17 protein-coding genes are annotated in these 18695 nt (G+C 36.4%); 14 read left to right on the plus strand and 3 right to left on the minus strand.

What is annotated here, in order from left to right; genetic code table 11:
* Positions 1 to 3: 3 nt before the first annotated feature.
* From CaldiYA01_RS03500 to CaldiYA01_RS03510, 3 genes are read right to left on the minus strand one after another with little or no spacing between them, the layout of a single operon-like run.
* Entirely contained in the window at positions 4 to 1389 is a 1386-nt protein-coding gene (locus CaldiYA01_RS03500) for an O-antigen ligase family protein (protein WP_207181408.1), read from the minus strand.
* Between the two features lie 27 nt (positions 1390 to 1416).
* Positions 1417 to 1926, minus strand: a complete 510-nt coding sequence (locus CaldiYA01_RS03505) for a hypothetical protein (RefSeq protein WP_207181410.1) — start codon at positions 1924 to 1926, stop codon at positions 1417 to 1419.
* A gap of 13 nt (positions 1927 to 1939) precedes the next feature.
* A complete protein-coding gene (locus CaldiYA01_RS03510) occupies positions 1940 to 2458 on the minus strand; it encodes a DUF4330 domain-containing protein (protein WP_207181412.1) in 519 nt (172 codons plus the stop codon).
* Between the two features lie 165 nt (positions 2459 to 2623).
* Here CaldiYA01_RS03510 and CaldiYA01_RS03515 point away from each other — a divergent pair, with 165 nt between their 5' ends.
* The 14 genes from CaldiYA01_RS03515 to CaldiYA01_RS03580 all read left to right on the plus strand — a co-directional run bounded on the left by CaldiYA01_RS03515 (position 2624) and on the right by CaldiYA01_RS03580 (position 18644).
* Positions 2624 to 3790 (plus strand): glycosyltransferase, encoded by a 1167-nt coding sequence (locus CaldiYA01_RS03515; RefSeq protein WP_207181414.1) that lies wholly within the window; start codon positions 2624 to 2626, stop codon positions 3788 to 3790.
* Positions 3783 to 5063, plus strand: coding sequence for a nucleotide sugar dehydrogenase (locus CaldiYA01_RS03520; protein ID WP_207181422.1), 1281 nt, complete (start codon positions 3783 to 3785; stop codon positions 5061 to 5063). The genes CaldiYA01_RS03515 and CaldiYA01_RS03520 overlap by 8 nt, the downstream gene beginning before the upstream one ends.
* Positions 5064 to 5321: 258 nt before the next feature.
* Entirely contained in the window at positions 5322 to 6098 is a 777-nt protein-coding gene (gene rpsB / locus CaldiYA01_RS03525) for a 30S ribosomal protein S2 (protein ID WP_207181423.1), read from the plus strand.
* A gap of 36 nt (positions 6099 to 6134) precedes the next feature.
* Entirely contained in the window at positions 6135 to 6749 is a 615-nt protein-coding gene (gene tsf, locus CaldiYA01_RS03530) for a translation elongation factor Ts (RefSeq protein WP_207181426.1), read from the plus strand.
* 131 nt (positions 6750 to 6880) lie between these two features.
* Positions 6881 to 7600 (plus strand): UMP kinase, encoded by a 720-nt coding sequence (gene pyrH, locus CaldiYA01_RS03535; protein ID WP_013290907.1) that lies wholly within the window; start codon positions 6881 to 6883, stop codon positions 7598 to 7600.
* 1 nt (position 7601) lies between these two features.
* A complete protein-coding gene (frr, locus tag CaldiYA01_RS03540) occupies positions 7602 to 8156 on the plus strand; it encodes a ribosome recycling factor (protein ID WP_013290906.1) in 555 nt (184 codons plus the stop codon).
* A 92-nt stretch (positions 8157 to 8248) separates the two neighbouring features.
* Positions 8249 to 8995: an isoprenyl transferase gene (locus tag CaldiYA01_RS03545; RefSeq protein WP_207181428.1), complete on the plus strand. Its 747-nt coding sequence runs from the start codon at positions 8249 to 8251 to the stop codon at positions 8993 to 8995.
* Positions 8996 to 9014: 19 nt separating this feature from the next.
* Positions 9015 to 9800, plus strand: a complete 786-nt coding sequence (locus tag CaldiYA01_RS03550; RefSeq protein ID WP_207181430.1) for a phosphatidate cytidylyltransferase — start codon at positions 9015 to 9017, stop codon at positions 9798 to 9800.
* A gap of 26 nt (positions 9801 to 9826) precedes the next feature.
* Positions 9827 to 10993, plus strand: a complete 1167-nt coding sequence (locus CaldiYA01_RS03555) for a 1-deoxy-D-xylulose-5-phosphate reductoisomerase (protein WP_207181432.1) — start codon at positions 9827 to 9829, stop codon at positions 10991 to 10993.
* Positions 10993 to 12042 (plus strand): M50 family metallopeptidase, encoded by a 1050-nt coding sequence (locus CaldiYA01_RS03560; RefSeq protein ID WP_207181434.1) that lies wholly within the window; start codon positions 10993 to 10995, stop codon positions 12040 to 12042. Before CaldiYA01_RS03555 ends, CaldiYA01_RS03560 begins: the two co-directional genes overlap by 1 nt.
* Positions 12039 to 13085: a flavodoxin-dependent (E)-4-hydroxy-3-methylbut-2-enyl-diphosphate synthase gene (gene ispG, locus CaldiYA01_RS03565; protein ID WP_207181436.1), complete on the plus strand. Its 1047-nt coding sequence runs from the start codon at positions 12039 to 12041 to the stop codon at positions 13083 to 13085. The genes CaldiYA01_RS03560 and ispG overlap by 4 nt, the downstream gene beginning before the upstream one ends.
* A gap of 20 nt (positions 13086 to 13105) precedes the next feature.
* Entirely contained in the window at positions 13106 to 13774 is a 669-nt protein-coding gene (locus CaldiYA01_RS03570; RefSeq protein ID WP_207181438.1) for a glycosyltransferase family 2 protein, read from the plus strand.
* Complete coding sequence (locus CaldiYA01_RS03575; protein ID WP_207181440.1) at positions 13771 to 17979, plus strand: PolC-type DNA polymerase III; 4209 nt, start codon at positions 13771 to 13773, stop codon at positions 17977 to 17979. The genes CaldiYA01_RS03570 and CaldiYA01_RS03575 overlap by 4 nt, the downstream gene beginning before the upstream one ends.
* 29 nt (positions 17980 to 18008) lie before the next feature.
* Positions 18009 to 18644 carry a thiamine diphosphokinase gene (locus CaldiYA01_RS03580; RefSeq protein WP_207181441.1) on the plus strand — a complete coding sequence of 212 codons (636 nt, stop codon included), beginning with the start codon at positions 18009 to 18011 and terminating at the stop codon, positions 18642 to 18644.
* The last annotated feature ends 51 nt before the right edge of the window (positions 18645 to 18695 follow it).

Consider the following 18695-nt stretch of genomic DNA (forward strand, 5'->3'; position numbering starts at 1 on the left):
CTTTTAGCTTCCTCCATTATTGTAAATGTCGTTTTGTTCAAAAAATCGGTTTTTGTCTTCTGCTGATTTGAGAGCAAATAAAAATCCCAAAAACAGCCAGAAATATGTTGTCATCATAGGAACTTCAAAGATGTTTTCAACGATATTGTGCAGCAAGACTGTTGCAAGACCTATGAGTACTCCGCTTGCTATATTCTTCAGTTCTTTCGAGTGCAGATGTTTTACAGTTCTTGCAGCAAGCAAAAGCCCTACTATAAACACTAAAATCATAATGCCTACTCCAATAATTCCCATTTCAACAGCACTTTTCAGATAAAAATTATCTACGTAAAACGCATTGGCTATATTTCTCTTTGCAACCGCACCGCCAAATCTTCCAAATCCAACCCCAAAGAGAGGATGCTGCATTAATATTTCGTATGCTTTTGTCCAGCGGGCAATTCTTCCTGCCCTTGCACTGCTTTTGGCGTACTCAGAGCTTAGCATATAAAGCACTCTCATTACAATTGAAGGTGCTAAAATAGGGACTGATATAAAGATGGCAAAGAGAATACCCAAAACTCTTTTGTCTATGAAAAAACCAAAAAGAAGCATTGAAAACAAAAATGCAAGCCATGCACCTCTTGAAAACGTAAACCCAAGGCAGGCAATCATTGAAATCAACACAACCGCATAATAAATTCTCTTTTTAATATTTTTCTCATAAAGCACATACGGAAGTACAAACGGGATTGACATTGCCAATAAACTTCCAAGGACATTTGGACTTCCTATAATTGAAAACACCCTTGTTCTTATATATGTTTCTCTACTACTATCAATCCAGCTTGAGGGTATTTCAACACCAATAATATACTGATATATGCCATAGATGGATATTATAAACATCATCAAGATAAATATTTTAATAATCCTTTCAAACTGCTTTGCGTCTTTTAAAAGCCACAGTCCGACAAAGAACCATAAGGCATACTCTGCGTATACTCTAAAACCTTCTATTGCTATTCTCATATCAGGCGAATTTTTAAGCAGTAAAAACACACAGACAAGTAAAAAAATCAGAATGTATACGTCTAAAGGAGAAAGTCTCAAACTTGATTGGTTTTTTATAACTGACTTTAAAAGCAGCGCAAAGATAATTATCAAAAATAGCACTTCATCCCATACAGAAGCAAAACTGCTTAATATAGGAAGTTTTCTAAAAAGAAAATCCATAAATGCATAAAGTACAATACCATATATCAGCTTAGATGGCTCTTCTAATGTTATCAATACAAGCAAAAACAGACCAAATGCAAGTATACCTATCTTTAAAGAGAACAGACTACTTAAAATTCCAAGTGTGAGTATCAAAAAAGAGGTGATATATAAAGACTTTTTCTCAACCATCTTTTTTCACCTTTCAAAATCTATTTTTCAAGAAAAAATATCTTTTAAAAATCTGAGAATTATGCTATGTTTTGAAAACTTCTTCTTAGCATCTTGAAGACAGAAGAAATTTAACAGTAGCAGTAGAGTCCACGAAAGTAGACTTTTTATTGAGAGAGCACCTTTTGCAATTTTTCCAACTATAAAGCCAGTGTGAAAGATAAAAACATAAAAAATTAAGAAAAAAACAGGTTTTTCAGTCATAAATCTTGTCTGTTCACGGGCAATCCAAACCAAAAAACTATTTGTCAATAAACTTTTTGAGGAAAATAATATCTGATGTATGCCATTTATAATTTTGCTATAAAAGTTCGAAAGAGCCTTTAAAAAAAGAGGTTGCTGTATGTAGTCGTCTTTTGGCTTTTTTCTTACAAGTTCGAAGACTGCTGAGTATCTTGAAAAATAAAAAAGCTTGGAGACAAGTTCATATATTCTGCTTTCCCTCAGATATCTCGCCAGTAACAGAACCGTTTTGTATGCAAAACTTTCTTTTATCATCTTTTCACCAACCTTATTCTTTTACAACTTTCACTCCAGTTACAACTCCAACAAGTTCTGTAGTTCTTGTCTTTACATAAAATGTCTTTCCAACTCTGACTGTTTGCTTGTCAAGCTTTATTGTTGCTCCTTGCAAGGTTACGTAGCCATAAATAGTAAGATAGACATCTTTCTTATATGGGTGAGTTGCAACAACAACTTTGCCATCTGACGATGTTCTTTCGTATATTCCGTCTTTTATTTGAATGTCCTGAATATATGATTTTGTCAAAGTGTCGCCAGTTACCAAATAATCGTTTTTGTGAAGAGACTGAGCCATAACAGGGTCAGCAAGAGGAATTTTTACATTGATGATTGCCTCGCCAGGCTTGATTTCAACAAATTCATCCTGTGTAGTATCTTCGGATGATTTTGCATGTGATGAAATTTTAGCAAACCCTACCCATGCAATTGCAACAATTAGTATTATCAAAATGAGGTCAACAATGTTAATGATACCAAATAGTCTTCCCTTTTGGTCTACTATTTTCATATCTGTTTCTCCCTCCACAACAATAGTTTATCAAAACCATAGTATTACAAATTATTGAGCTTGGTCAAGAGATTTTAGAATTTTTGTTGACTGAGCTACCAGAAATATTGTATCTTAAGATTTGTAAAAAAAGTTTCAAAAAAATTACTGAGGGACTGAGATAAGATGATAGATATAATTTGTTTTTCAACAACGCCGTGGGATCCAATACCAACACGTAAACAACAGATAATGAAAAGAATGCCACAAAACTGTAGGATATTTTATTTAGACCCACCAGTGACCCTGATAGGTCCATTAAAAGATCCAAGTTTAAGACCTTACCTCACAAGATTTAGAAAGTCTCCAAAAAGAATAAAAGAAAATCTTTTTGTATTTGCTCTACCACCTATCCTCCCTTTTTATAACAAGAAAAGAGCTATAAATAAGTTTAATCAAAAAATGATAGCAACTTTTGTAAAAGAAGTTATTTATCAGAACTTTGGCTTAAAATCGCCTATAATATGGACATACATGCCAAACACTGTTGATGCACTTGAATATCTCTCTTACAGCTTTTTAGTTTACGATTGTATAGACAAGCATTCAGAGTTTCAAGGATTCATTGACAAAGCTTTGGTTGAGAGCATGGAGGATGAGCTTGCTCAAAAGAGTAATGTAGTTTTCACAACAACCCATGGACTATATAAAAAGCTCAAATTATTAAATCCTCACACCTATCTTGTACCAAACGGTGCTGAGTTTGAACATTTTAATATGGCTTCAAATAGGTTACCTGTACCCGATAAGATGAAGAATATTCCCCATCCTATTTTTGGCTTTATAGGTGTCATCCACACATGGATTGACACTCAACTTATAGAATATTTAGCAAAAGAAAAAAAAGAGTGGTCTTTTGTTTTAATAGGACCTGTAGGGGCTGGTGTAAGCGTAGATAATTTAAAGAAACTGAACAATGTTTATTTGCTTGGGAGGATTGATAACAAGGATTTGCCGCAGTATGTCTCTCAATTTGATGTTTGCTTAAACTTATTCAGAACAAACAAGCTTTCAGAGAATGTAAGTCCGTTAAAGTTTTATGAATATTTGGCAACTGGAAAACCAATTGTTTCAACTTCTATACCTCAGGTAGAAGAATTTTCTGATGTTGTATATATTGGCAAAAACTATGATGATATTCTTTCAAAGTGTATTCAAGCTCTACAGGAGGTACAAAATCCTAAAACTGAAAAGATAGAAAAAAGAATAGAGTATGCAAGGCAAACTTCATGGGATAGCAGAGTAGAACAAATTATTGATATACTAAAGAGGGAAGGGATAGCTATTGAATAGCGTATGTGTAATTGGTCTTGGATATGTTGGTCTTCCACTTGCTCTTTCGTTTGCAATGAAAGGTTTCAAAGTCTTTGGTGTTGATAGCAATGAAAAGTTGATTGATGAGCTTAAAAAGGGGGAAACTCACTATTTAGAAAGTTACAATGGGAAAACTATACAGGAGATTTTAAAAGAGCAGCTTGAAAATGGGAACTTTATTCCCGTGGTAAATTACAAACAGGCACTTGAAAATGTAGATAATATAATAGTCACTGTTCCAATACCTGTTTATGGCGGAAAACCATACTTTGATTATCTCATTTCGTGTGCCAAAGAGATAAGCAAAAACTTGAGAAAAAATCAGCTAATACTTTTGCGATCAACCGTCGTTCCGGGTACAACAAGAAATATATTTCTCCCAATATTAGAAGAAAATGGCTTGGAATGTGGAAAGGACTTCTATTTAGCCTATGCTTCTGAGAGGATTGCAGAGGGGAAGGCTTTTGAAGAGTTTGAAAATATGCCAACTGCCCTGGCGGGATTTTGTGAAAATAGCGTAAGAAGAGCTGTTGATTTGATTAAGGTGATTTGCAAGGAAGAGATAGTTATTGCATCTTCGTTTGAAGTTGTTGAGACAGCAAAGGTGATTGAGAATCTGCAAAGGGATATAAATATTGCGATGGTAAACGAGTTTGAGAGATTTACAAAGGCGATGAACCTTGATATATTTGAGGTTATAAAGGTTGCAAACACTCACAAAAGGGTAAATCTCTTATATCCTGGACCTGGGGTTGGAGGATTTTGCATCCCTAATGCATTTTATTACTTAGATGCAAAGGCACAGGAGCTGGGTGTTGAGCTTAAGCTTTCTAAAACGGCAAGAATGTTCAACGAAGGTATTCCTTACTATATATCTGATCTTGTTATGAAGACTATTGAAAAGCACAAATGTTCAAAAAAGGTTGCAGTGCTTGGCATTGCAATGAAAGATTATTCTTCTGACGACAGGCTCAGCCCCGCCGTTGAAATAATTAAAATATTACAATCTCGAGGTGTTGAGGTCAAAGCATTTGACCCTGCGGTAAAAACCGAATATGATTTTAAAGTTGAGAGTTTGCAAGAAGCTTTGAAAGATACACAAATTGTTTTGATTTTAGCAAAGCAACATGGGATGGAGTTTGAAAAAATTTTTGAATATATACCTCCTTCTAAGGCAATAATTATTGACACTCGAAATGTGTTTTCTTACAATGATGCAAGAGAAAGAGGATTTTTACTGGAAAAGATATAAAGGAAAAGAGGTCATGGCAATTTGCCACGACCTCTTTTTTGAATATAGACTTTCAAAATAAAATTTGGGGGGTTTTGCAGATATGATTATATAAAAATTTTTGCAAAAATACAACATTGTCTTGTTATTAATATTGAGCTGTGCTATAATATTGTCGGCTTTGTAAAAAAGCAGAGTCGGAAATCTTCGGTGGAAGGCATAAAAAGCCTTCTTAATTATCCGGCTCGAAGAAAAACCGAATTGAGGGAGGTAAAAAAGATGCCAGTTTTAACCATGAAACAGCTTCTTGAAGCAGGTGTGCATTTCGGTCATCAGACACGCAGATGGAATCCCAAGATGGCTGAGTACATCTTTACTGAAAGAAATGGGATTTATATTATTGACCTTCAGAAGACAGTAAAGAAAATGGACGAAGCTTATGAGTTTGTAAAGTCTCAGGTAGCAGAAGGTAAAATTGTGCTCTTTGTTGGAACAAAAAAGCAAGCTCAAGAGACAATCAAAGAAGAGGCAGAAAGATGCGGTATGTTTTACATCAATCAACGATGGCTTGGTGGACTTTTGACCAACTTCAGAACAATAAAGACAAGAATAGAAAGGTTAAAAGAGCTTCAGCGCATGGAAGAAGACGGCACATTTGATGTTCTGCCCAAAAAAGAAGTAAATCTCTTGAGGAAAGAAAAAGAAAGACTTTTGAAGTATCTTGGTGGAATTCAAAACATGCCACGCATTCCTGATATCCTGTACATTGTTGACCCAAGAAAAGAAAGAAATGCTGTGCTTGAGGCAAGAAAGCTTGGGATTCCAATAGTTGCGATTGTCGATACAAACTGCGACCCTGACGAGATTGATTATGTAATTCCTGGAAATGATGATGCAATCCGTGCTGTAAAGCTCATCACGTCTAAAATTGCTGATGCTGTGATTGAGGGAAGAGAAGGTGAGCAGTTTACACCTGCTACAACTTCTTCTCAAGAAGCTGACAAAGAGATTGAACAAGCTGAAATAGCAGTGGATGATAGTATAGATGAAGAGTGATATGTTTTCTATCAAACATTGTAGGAGGGATTTTTAATGATTACTGCTGATATGGTAAAAGAACTCAGAGAAAAAACAGGTGCTGGTATGATGGACTGCAAAAAGGCTTTAGAAGATGCAGGCGGCGATATGGACAAGGCAATAGAACTTTTGAGAGAAAGAGGCCTTGCAAAGGCTGCAAAGAAGGCTTTGCGTGTTGCGGCAGAGGGTATTGTTGAAAGCTATATCCATGGTAATGGTAGAATTGGTGTTTTGGTAGAGATAAATTGTGAGACAGACTTTGTTGCAAGGAATGAGGAGTTTAGACAATTTGCAAAGGATATTGCTATGCAGATTGCAGCAGCAAATCCAAAATATGTTTCAAGGGAAGAAGTGCCTGTTGATGTAATTGAAAAAGAAAAGGCAATTTTAAGACAGCAGGCTTTGAATGAAGGAAAGCCAGAAAATGTTGTTGACAGAATTGTTGAGGGTAGACTTGAAAAGTTTTTTGAAGAGGTTTGCTTGCTTGAGCAGCCTTGGATTAAAAACCCTGATATGAAGATAAAAGACTTGCTAACAGAAAAAATTGCAAAAATTGGCGAAAATATTGTTATAAGAAGATTTGCAAGATTTGAAAGAGGAGAAGGAATTGAAAAGGCTGCTTCATGTTAAAATTTTAAATATGGCAGAAGGAGGGAACACTATTTTATTGAAAAGTGGTGTTCCCTTTTTTTGAGCAAAAACTCTTGATATGTGAGCATCATTGTTTGTAAAATATTATCGTAAAGAAGGAGAAGATAAAAATGGTTAAGCCAAAATACAAAAGGGTAATATTAAAATTAAGTGGTGAAGCTTTGGGCGGTGAAAAGGGTTTTGGAATTGACTGGCAGGTTGTTGAAACTATCTGTGAAGAGATTGAAAAGGTAAGGGAGCTTGGAGTGGAAGTTGCGATTGTTGTAGGTGGAGGTAACTTCTTCAGAGGAAGAAGTGCTGAACACATAGACAGGGCAACAGCCGACTATATGGGTATGCTCGCAACTGTTATTAATTCACTTGCACTTCAGAGCGTTCTTGAAAAAAGAGGCATTCCGACAAGAGTCCAGAGCGCAATCGAGATGAGACAGATTGCAGAGCCGTACATCCGACGCCGAGCAATTCGCCACTTGGAAAAGGGCAGGGTTGTGATATTCGCATGTGGCACAGGCAATCCTTTCTTCTCAACAGACACTGCAGCAGCCTTGCGTGCTGCTGAGATTGATGCAGAGGCAATACTTCTTGCCAAAAAAGTAGACGGTGTCTATGACAGTGACCCGAAGAAAAATCCAAATGCTAAAAAGTATGACTTTATAACTTACTTAGATGTCATCAATCAGCGACTTGAGGTTATGGACTCGACAGCAACATCTATGTGCATGGACAATGAAATTCCTATTTTGGTGTTTGAACTTGCAAAAGGAAATATTCTCAAGGCTGTGATGGGCGAAAACATAGGAACAATTGTAAATGTAAAGGAGGCAAAGTAAGATGGCAGAACCTATTCAGGTTGCAGAGGAGAAAATGAAAAAGGCAATTGAGACTTTGAAAGAGGAGTTTGCTACGGTCAGGGCAGGAAGAGCAAATCCTCATATTCTGGACAAGGTGATGGTGGACTACTATGGTGTTCCAACTCCCATTCCCCAGGTTGCGAGTATTACTGTTCCTGAAGCGAGAATGATTGTTATTCAGCCATGGGAAGCAAGAATGCTCAAAGAAATTGAAAAAGCCATTCAAAAATCTGACCTTGGAGTAAATCCAACAAATGACGGAAAAGTTATAAGACTTATTTTCCCTGAACTCACAGAAGAAAGAAGAAAAGAGCTTGTAAAACAGGTCAAAAAAATGGCTGAAGATGCAAAGGTGGCAATTAGAAACATAAGAAGAGAGGCGCTTGATGAGTACAAAAAAATGAAAAAGAACAATGAGATTACAGAAGATGACCTCAAAGACGCCGAAGAGGATGTCCAGAAGCTTCACGACAAATACATAGAGCAGATTGAGAAACTTTTGAGTGCAAAGGAAAAAGAGATTATGGAGGTATAGACTTTTGTTTATAACAGTGGGAAATTTTATGGGTTTGGCGGGGCAGCAACCCCGTTATTTTTTTAATCAATAAAAAGGGAGTATGGAGTCAAATGTTAGAATTTTTGAAGAGAGAAAAAATAAAAATAGAAAAAGAAAAGATGCCACAACATATTGCAATCATTATGGATGGAAATGGCAGGTGGGCAAGAAAGAGGGGGCTTCCGCGTTCAGCTGGGCACAGGTTTGGTGCGCAGAAGCTAAAAGAGATAGTTCTTTTTGCTGATGAGATAGGGCTAAAATATCTTACAGTTTACGCTTTTTCGACAGAAAACTGGAAAAGGCCTAAAGAGGAAGTTGAAAATCTTATGAATCTTTTGAGAGAATTCTTTGATACAGAGATAGAAAACCTCATAAACAAGACCCAGATAAGAATCAGGGTTATAGGGGATATTTCAAAGCTTGATAAAGATATTCAAGAGAGAATTGTAAGTGCTGAAGAAAAAACGAAAGACAAAAAAGGACTTTGTGTTGTAATAGCTTTGAATTATGGCGCAAGGCAGGAGATAATAAATGCGGTAAAAAATTTGGCTTTGGACATAAAGAGTGGTAAAATTGATATCGGAGATGTTGATGAGGACCTCTTTAAAAAATATCTTTACACAAATGATATCCCTGACCCTGACCTTTTGATAAGACCAAGCGGAGAGATGAGGGTTTCAAACTTTCTTTTGTGGCAGATATCATATACAGAATTTTGGTTTTCCAATGTGCTTTGGCCGGACTTCAAAAAGGAGCACCTTTTAAAAGCTATCGAAGACTATCAAAAAAGAGAAAGAAGATTTGGTGGTGTTAAATAGCCTTTTTGGAGGAAATAAAATGAAACAGAGGATAATCACTGCTATCTGGGGAATAGCGTTGGTAGCTTTGGCAAACTTTCTTGGTGGTATTTGGCTGAAGATTTTTAGTGCTCTTGTTGCAGCAGTTGCTTTGTATGAATTTTATAGTTTGTTTAGAATAGAAAGATATATGTTCTATTTGAGCATAACATTGAGTACCTTTATTATTTTTAGCAATCTTAATATTAGCAGCAAAATATTATTTTTGTTTGTTTTCCTTTTTCTACTTGCTTTAATAGAAAGCTTTAAAAACAGGATAGCTTCACAAAATATAATTTATGTAATATTTTCTTTTATTTACATAGTTTTTCCCATTTTGTTATTAGTAATGTTAAGAGAATTTGAAAATGGGAAAAAACTAATATGGGTTCCTTACCTTGTATGCTGGCTTTCAGATACTTTTGCGTATTTTGCTGGCCTTACACTTGGAAAAAGAAGAATATGGACAAGTATTAGTCCTAAAAAAAGTTTAGAAGGCTTTTTTGGAGCAATGGTTGGAGGTGTGCTTGCTGTTTGGTTTTATAAGTTTGGACTTTCTGGCAAGAATTTTGATTTATCAACCATGCTTATAAGTGCAACAGAAGGTATGATACTATCTGTTGTTGCACACACAGGCGATTTGTTTGCTTCAATGCTAAAAAGACAGCAGCAGAAAAAGGATTTTGGCTCTATTTTGCCAGGACATGGTGGTGTGCTTGACAGGTTCGACAGCTTAATCATGGTCACACCAATAATCTATTTTCTTGCAAAATTTGGATTATTTTAATAATTGCATTTAAAGGAGCGAAGTATATGACAAGAAGCATTTGCATCCTAGGGTCAACTGGGTCTATAGGTGTTCAGACAATAGATGTTGCAAAAAGGCTTGGGATTAAAGTTGTGGGGCTTTCAACGCACAAAAATGTAGATCTTTTGATTGAACAGGCAAGAGATCTAGACCCTGACATTTTATGTATTGGAGATGAGAAGTACTATACTTTATTAAAAGAAAATTTTCCTGATAAAATAATTGTAACAGGTCAAGAAGGGCTAATTAGTGTTGCAACATATCCAGCAGCAGATTTGATAGTAAATGCTCTTGTTGGTATATCTGGTTTAGTGCCAACAATTGAGGCTATTTTAGCAGGTAAAAGAGTTGCTCTTGCCAACAAAGAGACTCTTGTGACAGGAGGAAAGATTATAAAAAAAATTATTTCTCGAAAACAGGGGAAAGATTCTCACCCTATTCTTATTCCTGTTGATTCAGAGCACAGTGCTATTTTTCAGTGCCTGGTAGGTGAAGACAAAAAAAATGTAAAAAAGATAATTCTTACGGCATCGGGAGGGCCTTTCAGAGGGAAAAAACTCAAAGACTTACAAAGCGTCAATATAGAAGATGTGCTCAAACACCCTACATGGACCATGGGCAAAAAAATAACAGTTGACTCAGCCACCCTTATAAATAAAGGCTTTGAAATAATAGAAGCTATGTTTTTCTTTGATAAAAAATGTGATGATATTGATGTTGTTATACATCCTCAGAGTATTATTCATTCAATGGTTGAATTTGTTGATGGGTCTATAAAAGCACAACTATCGTATCCTGATATGCGTCTTCCGATTGAATATGCGCTTACTTTTCCCGAAAGAGGCAAAGCAGTAGCTGCGCCACTTGACCTTGTAAAGATAAAAAACCTTACATTTGAAGAGCCTGATTTTGATACATTCTTTTTGCTCAAAATTGCATATGAGTGTGCAAAAAAAGGAGAAAGTTATCCGATTGTGCTCAATGCTGTTAATGAAGAGGCTGTAAAATATTTCTTGGAAGGAAAAATTGGCTTTGTTGATATTATGAACTATGTGGCTAAAATTATTGAAAGTCACGAGCGGCAAAAAGTGGAATCCATTAATGATATTTTGGAAATTGATATGGAGGCAAGGCAGAAATTTAAAAATCTTGTGGAAGGTGAGAAAAGCTAATGAATCTTATATTGGCTTTAATTGTGCTGACAATAGTGATACTTGTTCATGAATTTGGACATTTTATTGTATGTAAACTTTCAGGTGTACTTGTTGAAGAATTTGCAATTGGTTTTGGTCCCAAACTCTTTAGCATAAAGGGAAAAGAGACGGAGTATTCTGTGAGGGCATTTTTGATAGGAGGGTATGTAAAGCCTCTTGGTGAAGACCAGGATGTTGACCATCCACAAGCACTCAACAACGCAAAGGTTCACAAAAGAATTTTGATGGTTTTGATGGGACCTGTTATGAACTTTATTCTTGCCATATTAATCATGATGGGGATTGGTTATTTTATTGGTTTTGGAACCAACACAATTGGTAGGGTAGAACCAAACATGCCTGCATATGAGGCTGGGATAAGAAGTGGTGACAGGATTGTTGCGCTTGACAAAAATAGAGTTTATGTCTGGGACCAGGTAAGCTTTTATTTGGCTGTTCACAATATGCTCTACAAAGACAGAGAAATAGAAATAAAGATTTTAAGAGATGGCAAACAATATACTTTCAGGGTAATGCCAAAGTATGACCCGAACACAAAAACAAAACGAATAGGCGTTTCATCAAAAATATCACGTAAAAATTTATTAGATAGCATCTATTATGGGCTATTTGGAACATATGCAGAGATAAAAGAGACCATATATAGTGTTGTGTTAATGATAACAGGAAGGGTATCGGCATCTGAGATTATGGGACCTGTTGGTATGGTAAAGACAATTGGCGAGGCTGCAAATGCCGGATTTAAACAGAGCGTGTTTAGAGGTCTTTTGAATATTCTGTGGCTTATGCAGCTGATTTCAGTAAACTTGGGTGTTATAAATCTTATACCATTTCCTGCTTTAGATGGTAGCAGACTCGTGTTTTATTTGTACGAAGCTGTGGCAAGAAAACCATTTAACAGAGAAAAAGAAGCACTTATTCACACAATTGGTTTTGTACTTCTTCTATTTTTGTTGGTGATAGTTACCTTTAATGATATAAAGAATATTATAATGCCTGGAAGGTGAAGTTGTTGACAAAAAAAGTTAGAATAGGAGAACTTTATATTGGCGGTGGTGAGCCAATTAGAATTCAGTCAATGACAAACACAAAGACAAAGGATGTTGAAGCTACAGTTGATCAAATATTGAGGCTTGAGAGTTTGGGATGTGAAATAATAAGAGTTGCTGTTCCAGATTTAGATAGTGCTAAGGCCATAAGTAAAATAAAACTGAAGATACACATTCCACTTGTTGCTGACATTCATTTTGACTATAAGCTCGCGCTTGAAGCTATTTACAATGGTGCTGACAAGATTAGAATAAATCCTGGAAATATTGGAGATGAAAAAAAAGTCCATGAAATAGCAAAAGAGGCCAAAAGGTATGGGATTGCTATTAGAGTTGGTGCAAATTCTGGTTCGCTTCCAAAAGAGATATTGCAAAAATATAAGTCTCCTGTACCAGAGGCCATTGTGGATGCAGCAATATACCAGGTAAAACTTCTTGAAAAATACGACTTTGACAATATTGTTGTATCTGTTAAATCTTCAGATGTTTTAACTACAATTAAGAGCTATGAAATACTATCCCAAAAGCTCAGCTATCCTCTTCATGTTGGTCTTACCGAAGCAGGCACTTTTGTTGCAGGTACTGTGAAGTCGAGCATTGCAATTGGTTATCTTCTCTTGAGGGGAATTGGTGATACAATAAGAGTTTCTCTTACAGATAGTCCAGAGAAAGAGGTTATTGTGGCAAAGGAGATTTTGAAAAGTTTAAAGCTCAGAAAAGGTGTGAAGATAGTATCATGTCCCACTTGTGCAAGGTGTAATGTTGACCTTTTAAAGATTGCAGATGAGGTTGAAAAGAGAATACAAAATTTAGACTTGGACATTTCGGTTGCGATAATGGGCTGTGCAGTAAACGGCCCTGGCGAGGCAAAAGAAGCAGATGTAGGTGTGGCATGTGGAGCTGGTGAAGGACTTCTGTTTAAGAAAGGCAAGATTATAAGGAAAGTGAAAGAGAATGAGATTGTAGATGAGCTTGTAAAGGAAATCTATTCTCTTTCTTAATTTTTCGATGAGGTGAAAATATGTGTAAGAAGGTGGTTTGTCTTATTCCTGCTTACAACGAAGAAAAGAGAATAGGTGCTGTGCTTAGTGTTGTAAAAAAGTGTAAACTTGTAGATGAGATTTTTGTAATTGACGATGGTTCTGTAGACAAAACAGCTGAAGTAGCAGCAAAAAATGGTGTGAGTGTCTTAAGACTTGAAAAAAACAGAGGAAAGAGCTATGCTATTTTTTACGGTGTGGAGAATACAGAGGGAGATATAATATTGATGCTTGATGCAGACCTTGTAAATCTCAAGGTTGAAGATGTTGAAAATTTAATTAGACCTTTGCTTGAAGACCAGGCTGACATGACAATTGGAATTTTTTCTGACGGCAGGTTTTCCACCGACCTTGCCCAGAAGATTTCGCCTTTTTTGTCAGGCCAGAGAGGGATAAAAAGATGGGTTTTTGAAAAAATTTTAGAGTCGCGCGAGGATATAAAAGATTTGGGGTATGCAATAGAGATTATTTTAACTGAGTATGCCAAAAAGTTTAACTTAAGAGTATTGACAGTACCACTGCCAAAGGTTTCGCATGTGATGAAGGAAGAGAAGCTTGGGTTTATAAAAGGTGCTCAGCACCGGATGAAGATGTATTCAGATATAATAAAAGGTTATGTCAATCTCAAAAAAAGTAGGGATGGACAATGAGTGAGGCTCTATTTTTGCCAGTAAAACCTGTTAAGATTGAGTTTGACAAATCAAGTATGGATCTTAAGGTTTATGTTGAGAGCCTTGATAACCTGAAAGATATTGACCTCATTGGAATTGAACAAAGATTCAAGTCTCTTTTAGAAAGTTGCAGAGATGTTGAGATAAAACTCTTCAAAACCAGAAACCTGACGTTGGAAGAACTTTTGAAAAAATATAGATGGTTTTTGTTTTATAAGATTTCAAAAAGATGTAACGGTCTTAGCCATTTTTTGAGAGAATGCGAGATTGTGCAAAGTTCAAGCGGCTTAGATTTTTTGGTTCCAAATGGTATCAGAGATATTCTTTTTGAAAGAAAAGTAGATGTGCTTGTAAAGCAAATACTGTCTGAAGAGTTCGGAATAGTATGCGACGTGGATTTTAAGATTAAAGACTTTTTTATCCAGTTTGATACAGACCAAGAAGTAGAAAAATATCTAAGGCTTAGCGAGGAAAAGAAAGAAGAAACAGAAAAAATTACAAGTGAAAAGAATGAGGTTGAGACAGACCCGACCATTATATTTGGCAAAAAGATAGATGAAAAGAAAGAGGTAACTCCTATTTCTCTTGTCAAAGTTGGTACTGATTGCGTGATCGAAGGTGAAATTTTTAATCTTGAGATAAAAGAGACTAAAAACCAAAATGTGCTCATATACAAGCTTTACATCACAGACTATTTAAATTCAACCTTTGTAAAAATTGTTGCTAAGAAAGATAAAATTCCTACTTCAATTTCTGTTGGAGATTATGTTAAGGTTGAAGGCAGGGTAGAATTTGACGATTTTGAAAAAGCGGTTGTGGTTAATGCTAAAAACATAAACAAAAGTCAAAAACCTCAGCGACTTGATACAAGCGATAACAAGAGAGTAGAACTTCATGCTCACACCAAAATGTCTGCTATGGATGCTGTGTGCTCTGCAGAGGAGATTATAAAATTGGCAGCTTCAATGGGACACAGAGCAGTTGCAATAACAGACCATGGAGTTGTTCAAGCGTTTCCAGAAGCACAGGAGGCTAGCAAAAGCTGTAATATCAAAGTTATCTATGGGATGGAATGCTATCTTATTGATGACGGCGCGCCAGTTGTTTACAATCCTAAGGAAGGACAAGGATTTGACTCTACCTTTGTGGTTGTTGACATTGAAACAACAGGGTTTGACAGTCAGAGAGATAGAATAATAGAAATTGGTGCTGTGAAGATAGAAAACGGTCAAATAACAGAGAGATTTTCTACATTTGTCGACCCCGAAGGCAAAATCCCTGTCAGGATATCAGAGCTAACAGGCATATACCAAGATATGGTTGATAAAGCCCCAAAGCTGAGTGACGTCATTTTAGAATTTGAAAAGTTTGCGAGCGGTAGCGTTCTTGTTGCGCACAACGCTCAGTTTGATATTGGATTTTTGAAAAAGGCGTACCATGAGTGTGGAATTATTTTCGACTATACATATATCGATACGCTGGAACTTTCAAGAAGGCTTTTGACAGACCTTTCTTCTCATAAGTTAAACAAAGTTGCTGAGTTTTTAAATATAGAGTTAAAACATCATCACAGAGCTGATTCTGACGCAGAAACAACAGCTGGTATCTTTATTTCTCTTGTGGAAAGATTAAAAGCAAGAGGGTACAAATGGTTAAAAGAATTTAATTCAATTGAGTCAAACGCAAAAGCAGACCTCAAGTCTCACAGCTATCATGCAACTATACTTGTAAAGAACCAGCAGGGGTTAAAAAATCTCTACAAACTGGTATCGTATTCTCATTTAGAATACTTCTATAAAAGGCCAAGGATACCCAAAAGTCTTTTGATACAATTAAAAGATGGACTTTTGATAGGAAGTGCGTGTGAGTCCGGTGAAATTTTCAGGGCCTTTTTAGAAGGAAAAAGTGAGGAAGAGATAGAAAAGATAGCAGCATTTTATGATTTCCTTGAGATAATGCCGGTTGAGAATAATTCTTTTTTGATTAGAGAAGGATACTTAAAAGATGAAGAAGATTTAAGAGAAATCAATAAAAAGATTTACAATCTTGGCAAAAAACTTGGCAAGCTTGTTGTTGCGACATCTGATGCGCACTATTGTCATCCACACCAGAGAGTGTTGCGCCAGATTTTAAAACATAACCAAGGGTACGATGATGTTGAAAATGACCCACAGCTTTATTTCAGAACAACTGATGAAATGCTCAAGGAATTTGAATATCTTGGCAGTGATGCTTGTTATGAAGTTGTTGTAGAAAATACCAATAAGATTGCCGATATGATAGAAGATGTAAAACCAATACCCGATGAGACTTTCCCACCCAAGATTGAGGGTGCTGAGGAAGAAATATACAACATGACAATGAAGAAAGCTCACGAAATATATGGAGACCCTCTTCCGGAAATTGTAAGAGCACGGCTTGAAAAGGAACTGAATTCGATAATCAAGAATGGTTTTGCGGTGATGTATTTGATTGCCCAAAAACTTGTATCTAAATCTTTGTCAGATGGGTATCTTGTTGGGTCACGAGGGTCTGTTGGTTCTTCTCTTGTTGCGACAATGTGTGGGATAACAGAGGTAAATCCGTTGCCCCCACATTATGTTTGTCCACACTGTAAGTATTCCGAGTTTATAACAGATGGTTCTGTTGGATGTGGTTATGACTTGGAAGACAAAAACTGTCCACGCTGTGGGGAAAAACTTAAAAAAGATGGGCACGACATACCGTTTGAGACCTTTTTGGGATTTGATGGGGATAAAGAACCTGATATTGACCTTAACTTTTCTGGTGATTATCAGCCAATTGCACACAAGTTTACAGAAGAACTGTTTGGACAAGGTTATGTGTTCAGAGCTGGTACAATATCAACAGTTGCAGAAAAGACAGCACATGGTTTTGTAACAAAGTATGCAGAAGAAAAAGGTTTGAGTCTTCATCCTGCAGAGATTTTGAGACTTTCTCAGGGTTGCACAGGAGTAAAAAGAACAACAGGCCAGCATCCTGGGGGGCTTATGATTGTTCCAAGAGACAAAGAGATATTTGATTTTACACCAATCCAGCATCCGGCAGATAGCACTGACAAAAGCGTTATCACAACGCACTTTGATTACCATGCTATCTCAGGAAGACTTTTGAAGCTTGATATTCTTGGCCACGACGACCCGACTGTCATACGAATGCTCCAGGACTTGACGGGAGTTGACCCGCGTTCAATTCCTCTTGATGACAAAGATACGATGTCAATTTTTACAAGCACAGAAGCTCTTGGAATTTCTCCTGAGGACATAGATTGTGAAGTAGGGACTTTCGGTATACCTGAGTTTGGTACAAGATTTGTAAGACAGATGTTAATTGAGACAAAACCAAAGACGTTTGCTGAACTTGTTCGTATTTCAGGTCTTTCGCATGGCACAAATGTGTGGACAAACAATGCTCAGGATTTAGTAAGAAATGGAATTGCAACGCTCAAAGAGGTAATTTCTACAAGAGACGATATTATGTTATATTTAATTCAAAAGGGTGTTCCACCAAAAGACAGTTTCAGAATCATGGAAGATGTTAGAAAAGGTAAAGGATTAAAGCCGGAGGATGAGCAGCTTCTAAGAGCTCACAATGTACCGGACTGGTATATAGAGAGTTGCAAAAAGATAACGTACATGTTCCCAAAAGCACATGCTGCAGCGTATGTAATGATGGCGTTCAGGATTGCATATTTCAAAGTACATTATAAGGAGGCTTTCTATGCAACATATTTTACAGTCAGAGCAGACGACTTTGATTATGCAACAATCATCAAGGGGAGAGATGCTATAAGGCAGAAGATAAGGGATTTGGAAAACAGGATAAGTAGTCTTTCTCAGAAAGACAAAAACCTTCTGACAGTGCTTGAGATTGCAAATGAAATGTTAGCACGAGGTCTAAAATTTTACCCTGTTGATTTGAATGAGTCTGATGCAGAGAGGTTCATCATAAAAGATGGAGGACTTTTAATACCTTTTAGTGCTCTGCCAAATGTTGGGGTGGCAGCTGCAAAAAGTATTGTTGAGGCGAGAAAAGAAGGAAGGTTTTTGTCGGTGGATGACCTTATAAGACGTGCAAAGCTAAACAAGCAGGTAATAGAGATTTTGACTCAGTATAAAGTGTTGAAAGACTTGCCTCAAACAAGTCAGCTAAGCTTTTTCTAAAAATTTATTGTTAGGAAAGGGAAAAAGATATGAAAGGTGTTGTAATCTCAAGTGGCAAGATTGCAAGCAAGTCATTTTATGATGAACATATGAAAGATGCTGATTTTATAATTTGCTGTGATGGTGGAGCAAACGTGGCATACAAATATGGTTTTGTTCCAAACCTGATAATAGGCGACTTTGACTCTGTAGACAGAAGAATTTTAGAATATTTCAAAATTAATGGCATACAAATAATGGAATTTCCTTGTGAAAAGGATAAAACAGATACACAGATTGCTATTGAGTATTTGGCAGAAAATGGATTTGACGAGGTGGTAATGCTTTCTTGCACTGGCGAAAGACTTGACCATGTTCTTGCCAACATAAGTCTTTTATATTATCTGCTTGAACGTGGTATAGTAGGTACAATAGTAGATGAAAACAATATAATCATGATGACAAGAGACAAAATAAAAATTCATGGTAAAAAAGGTCACTTACTTTCTTTGCTTCCATACACGCAAACTGTGAGTGGTATTTGTACCAAAGGTTTGTATTATTCGTTAGAAAATGGTGTGATGAAGTTTGGCAATCCTTATGGTGTGTCAAATGTTATTATTGAAGATGAAGCAATTGTTGAGGTAAAAGATGGGGTTTTATTAGTAATATTATCAAGTGATTAAATTTGATAAAAGTATTCATACTAAATAAATAGAGGCTCCATCAAAAAGGGG

The sequence above is a fragment of the Caldicellulosiruptor diazotrophicus genome, assembly GCF_017347585.1.
GTDB lineage: Bacteria > Bacillota > Thermoanaerobacteria > Caldicellulosiruptorales > Caldicellulosiruptoraceae > Caldicellulosiruptor > Caldicellulosiruptor diazotrophicus.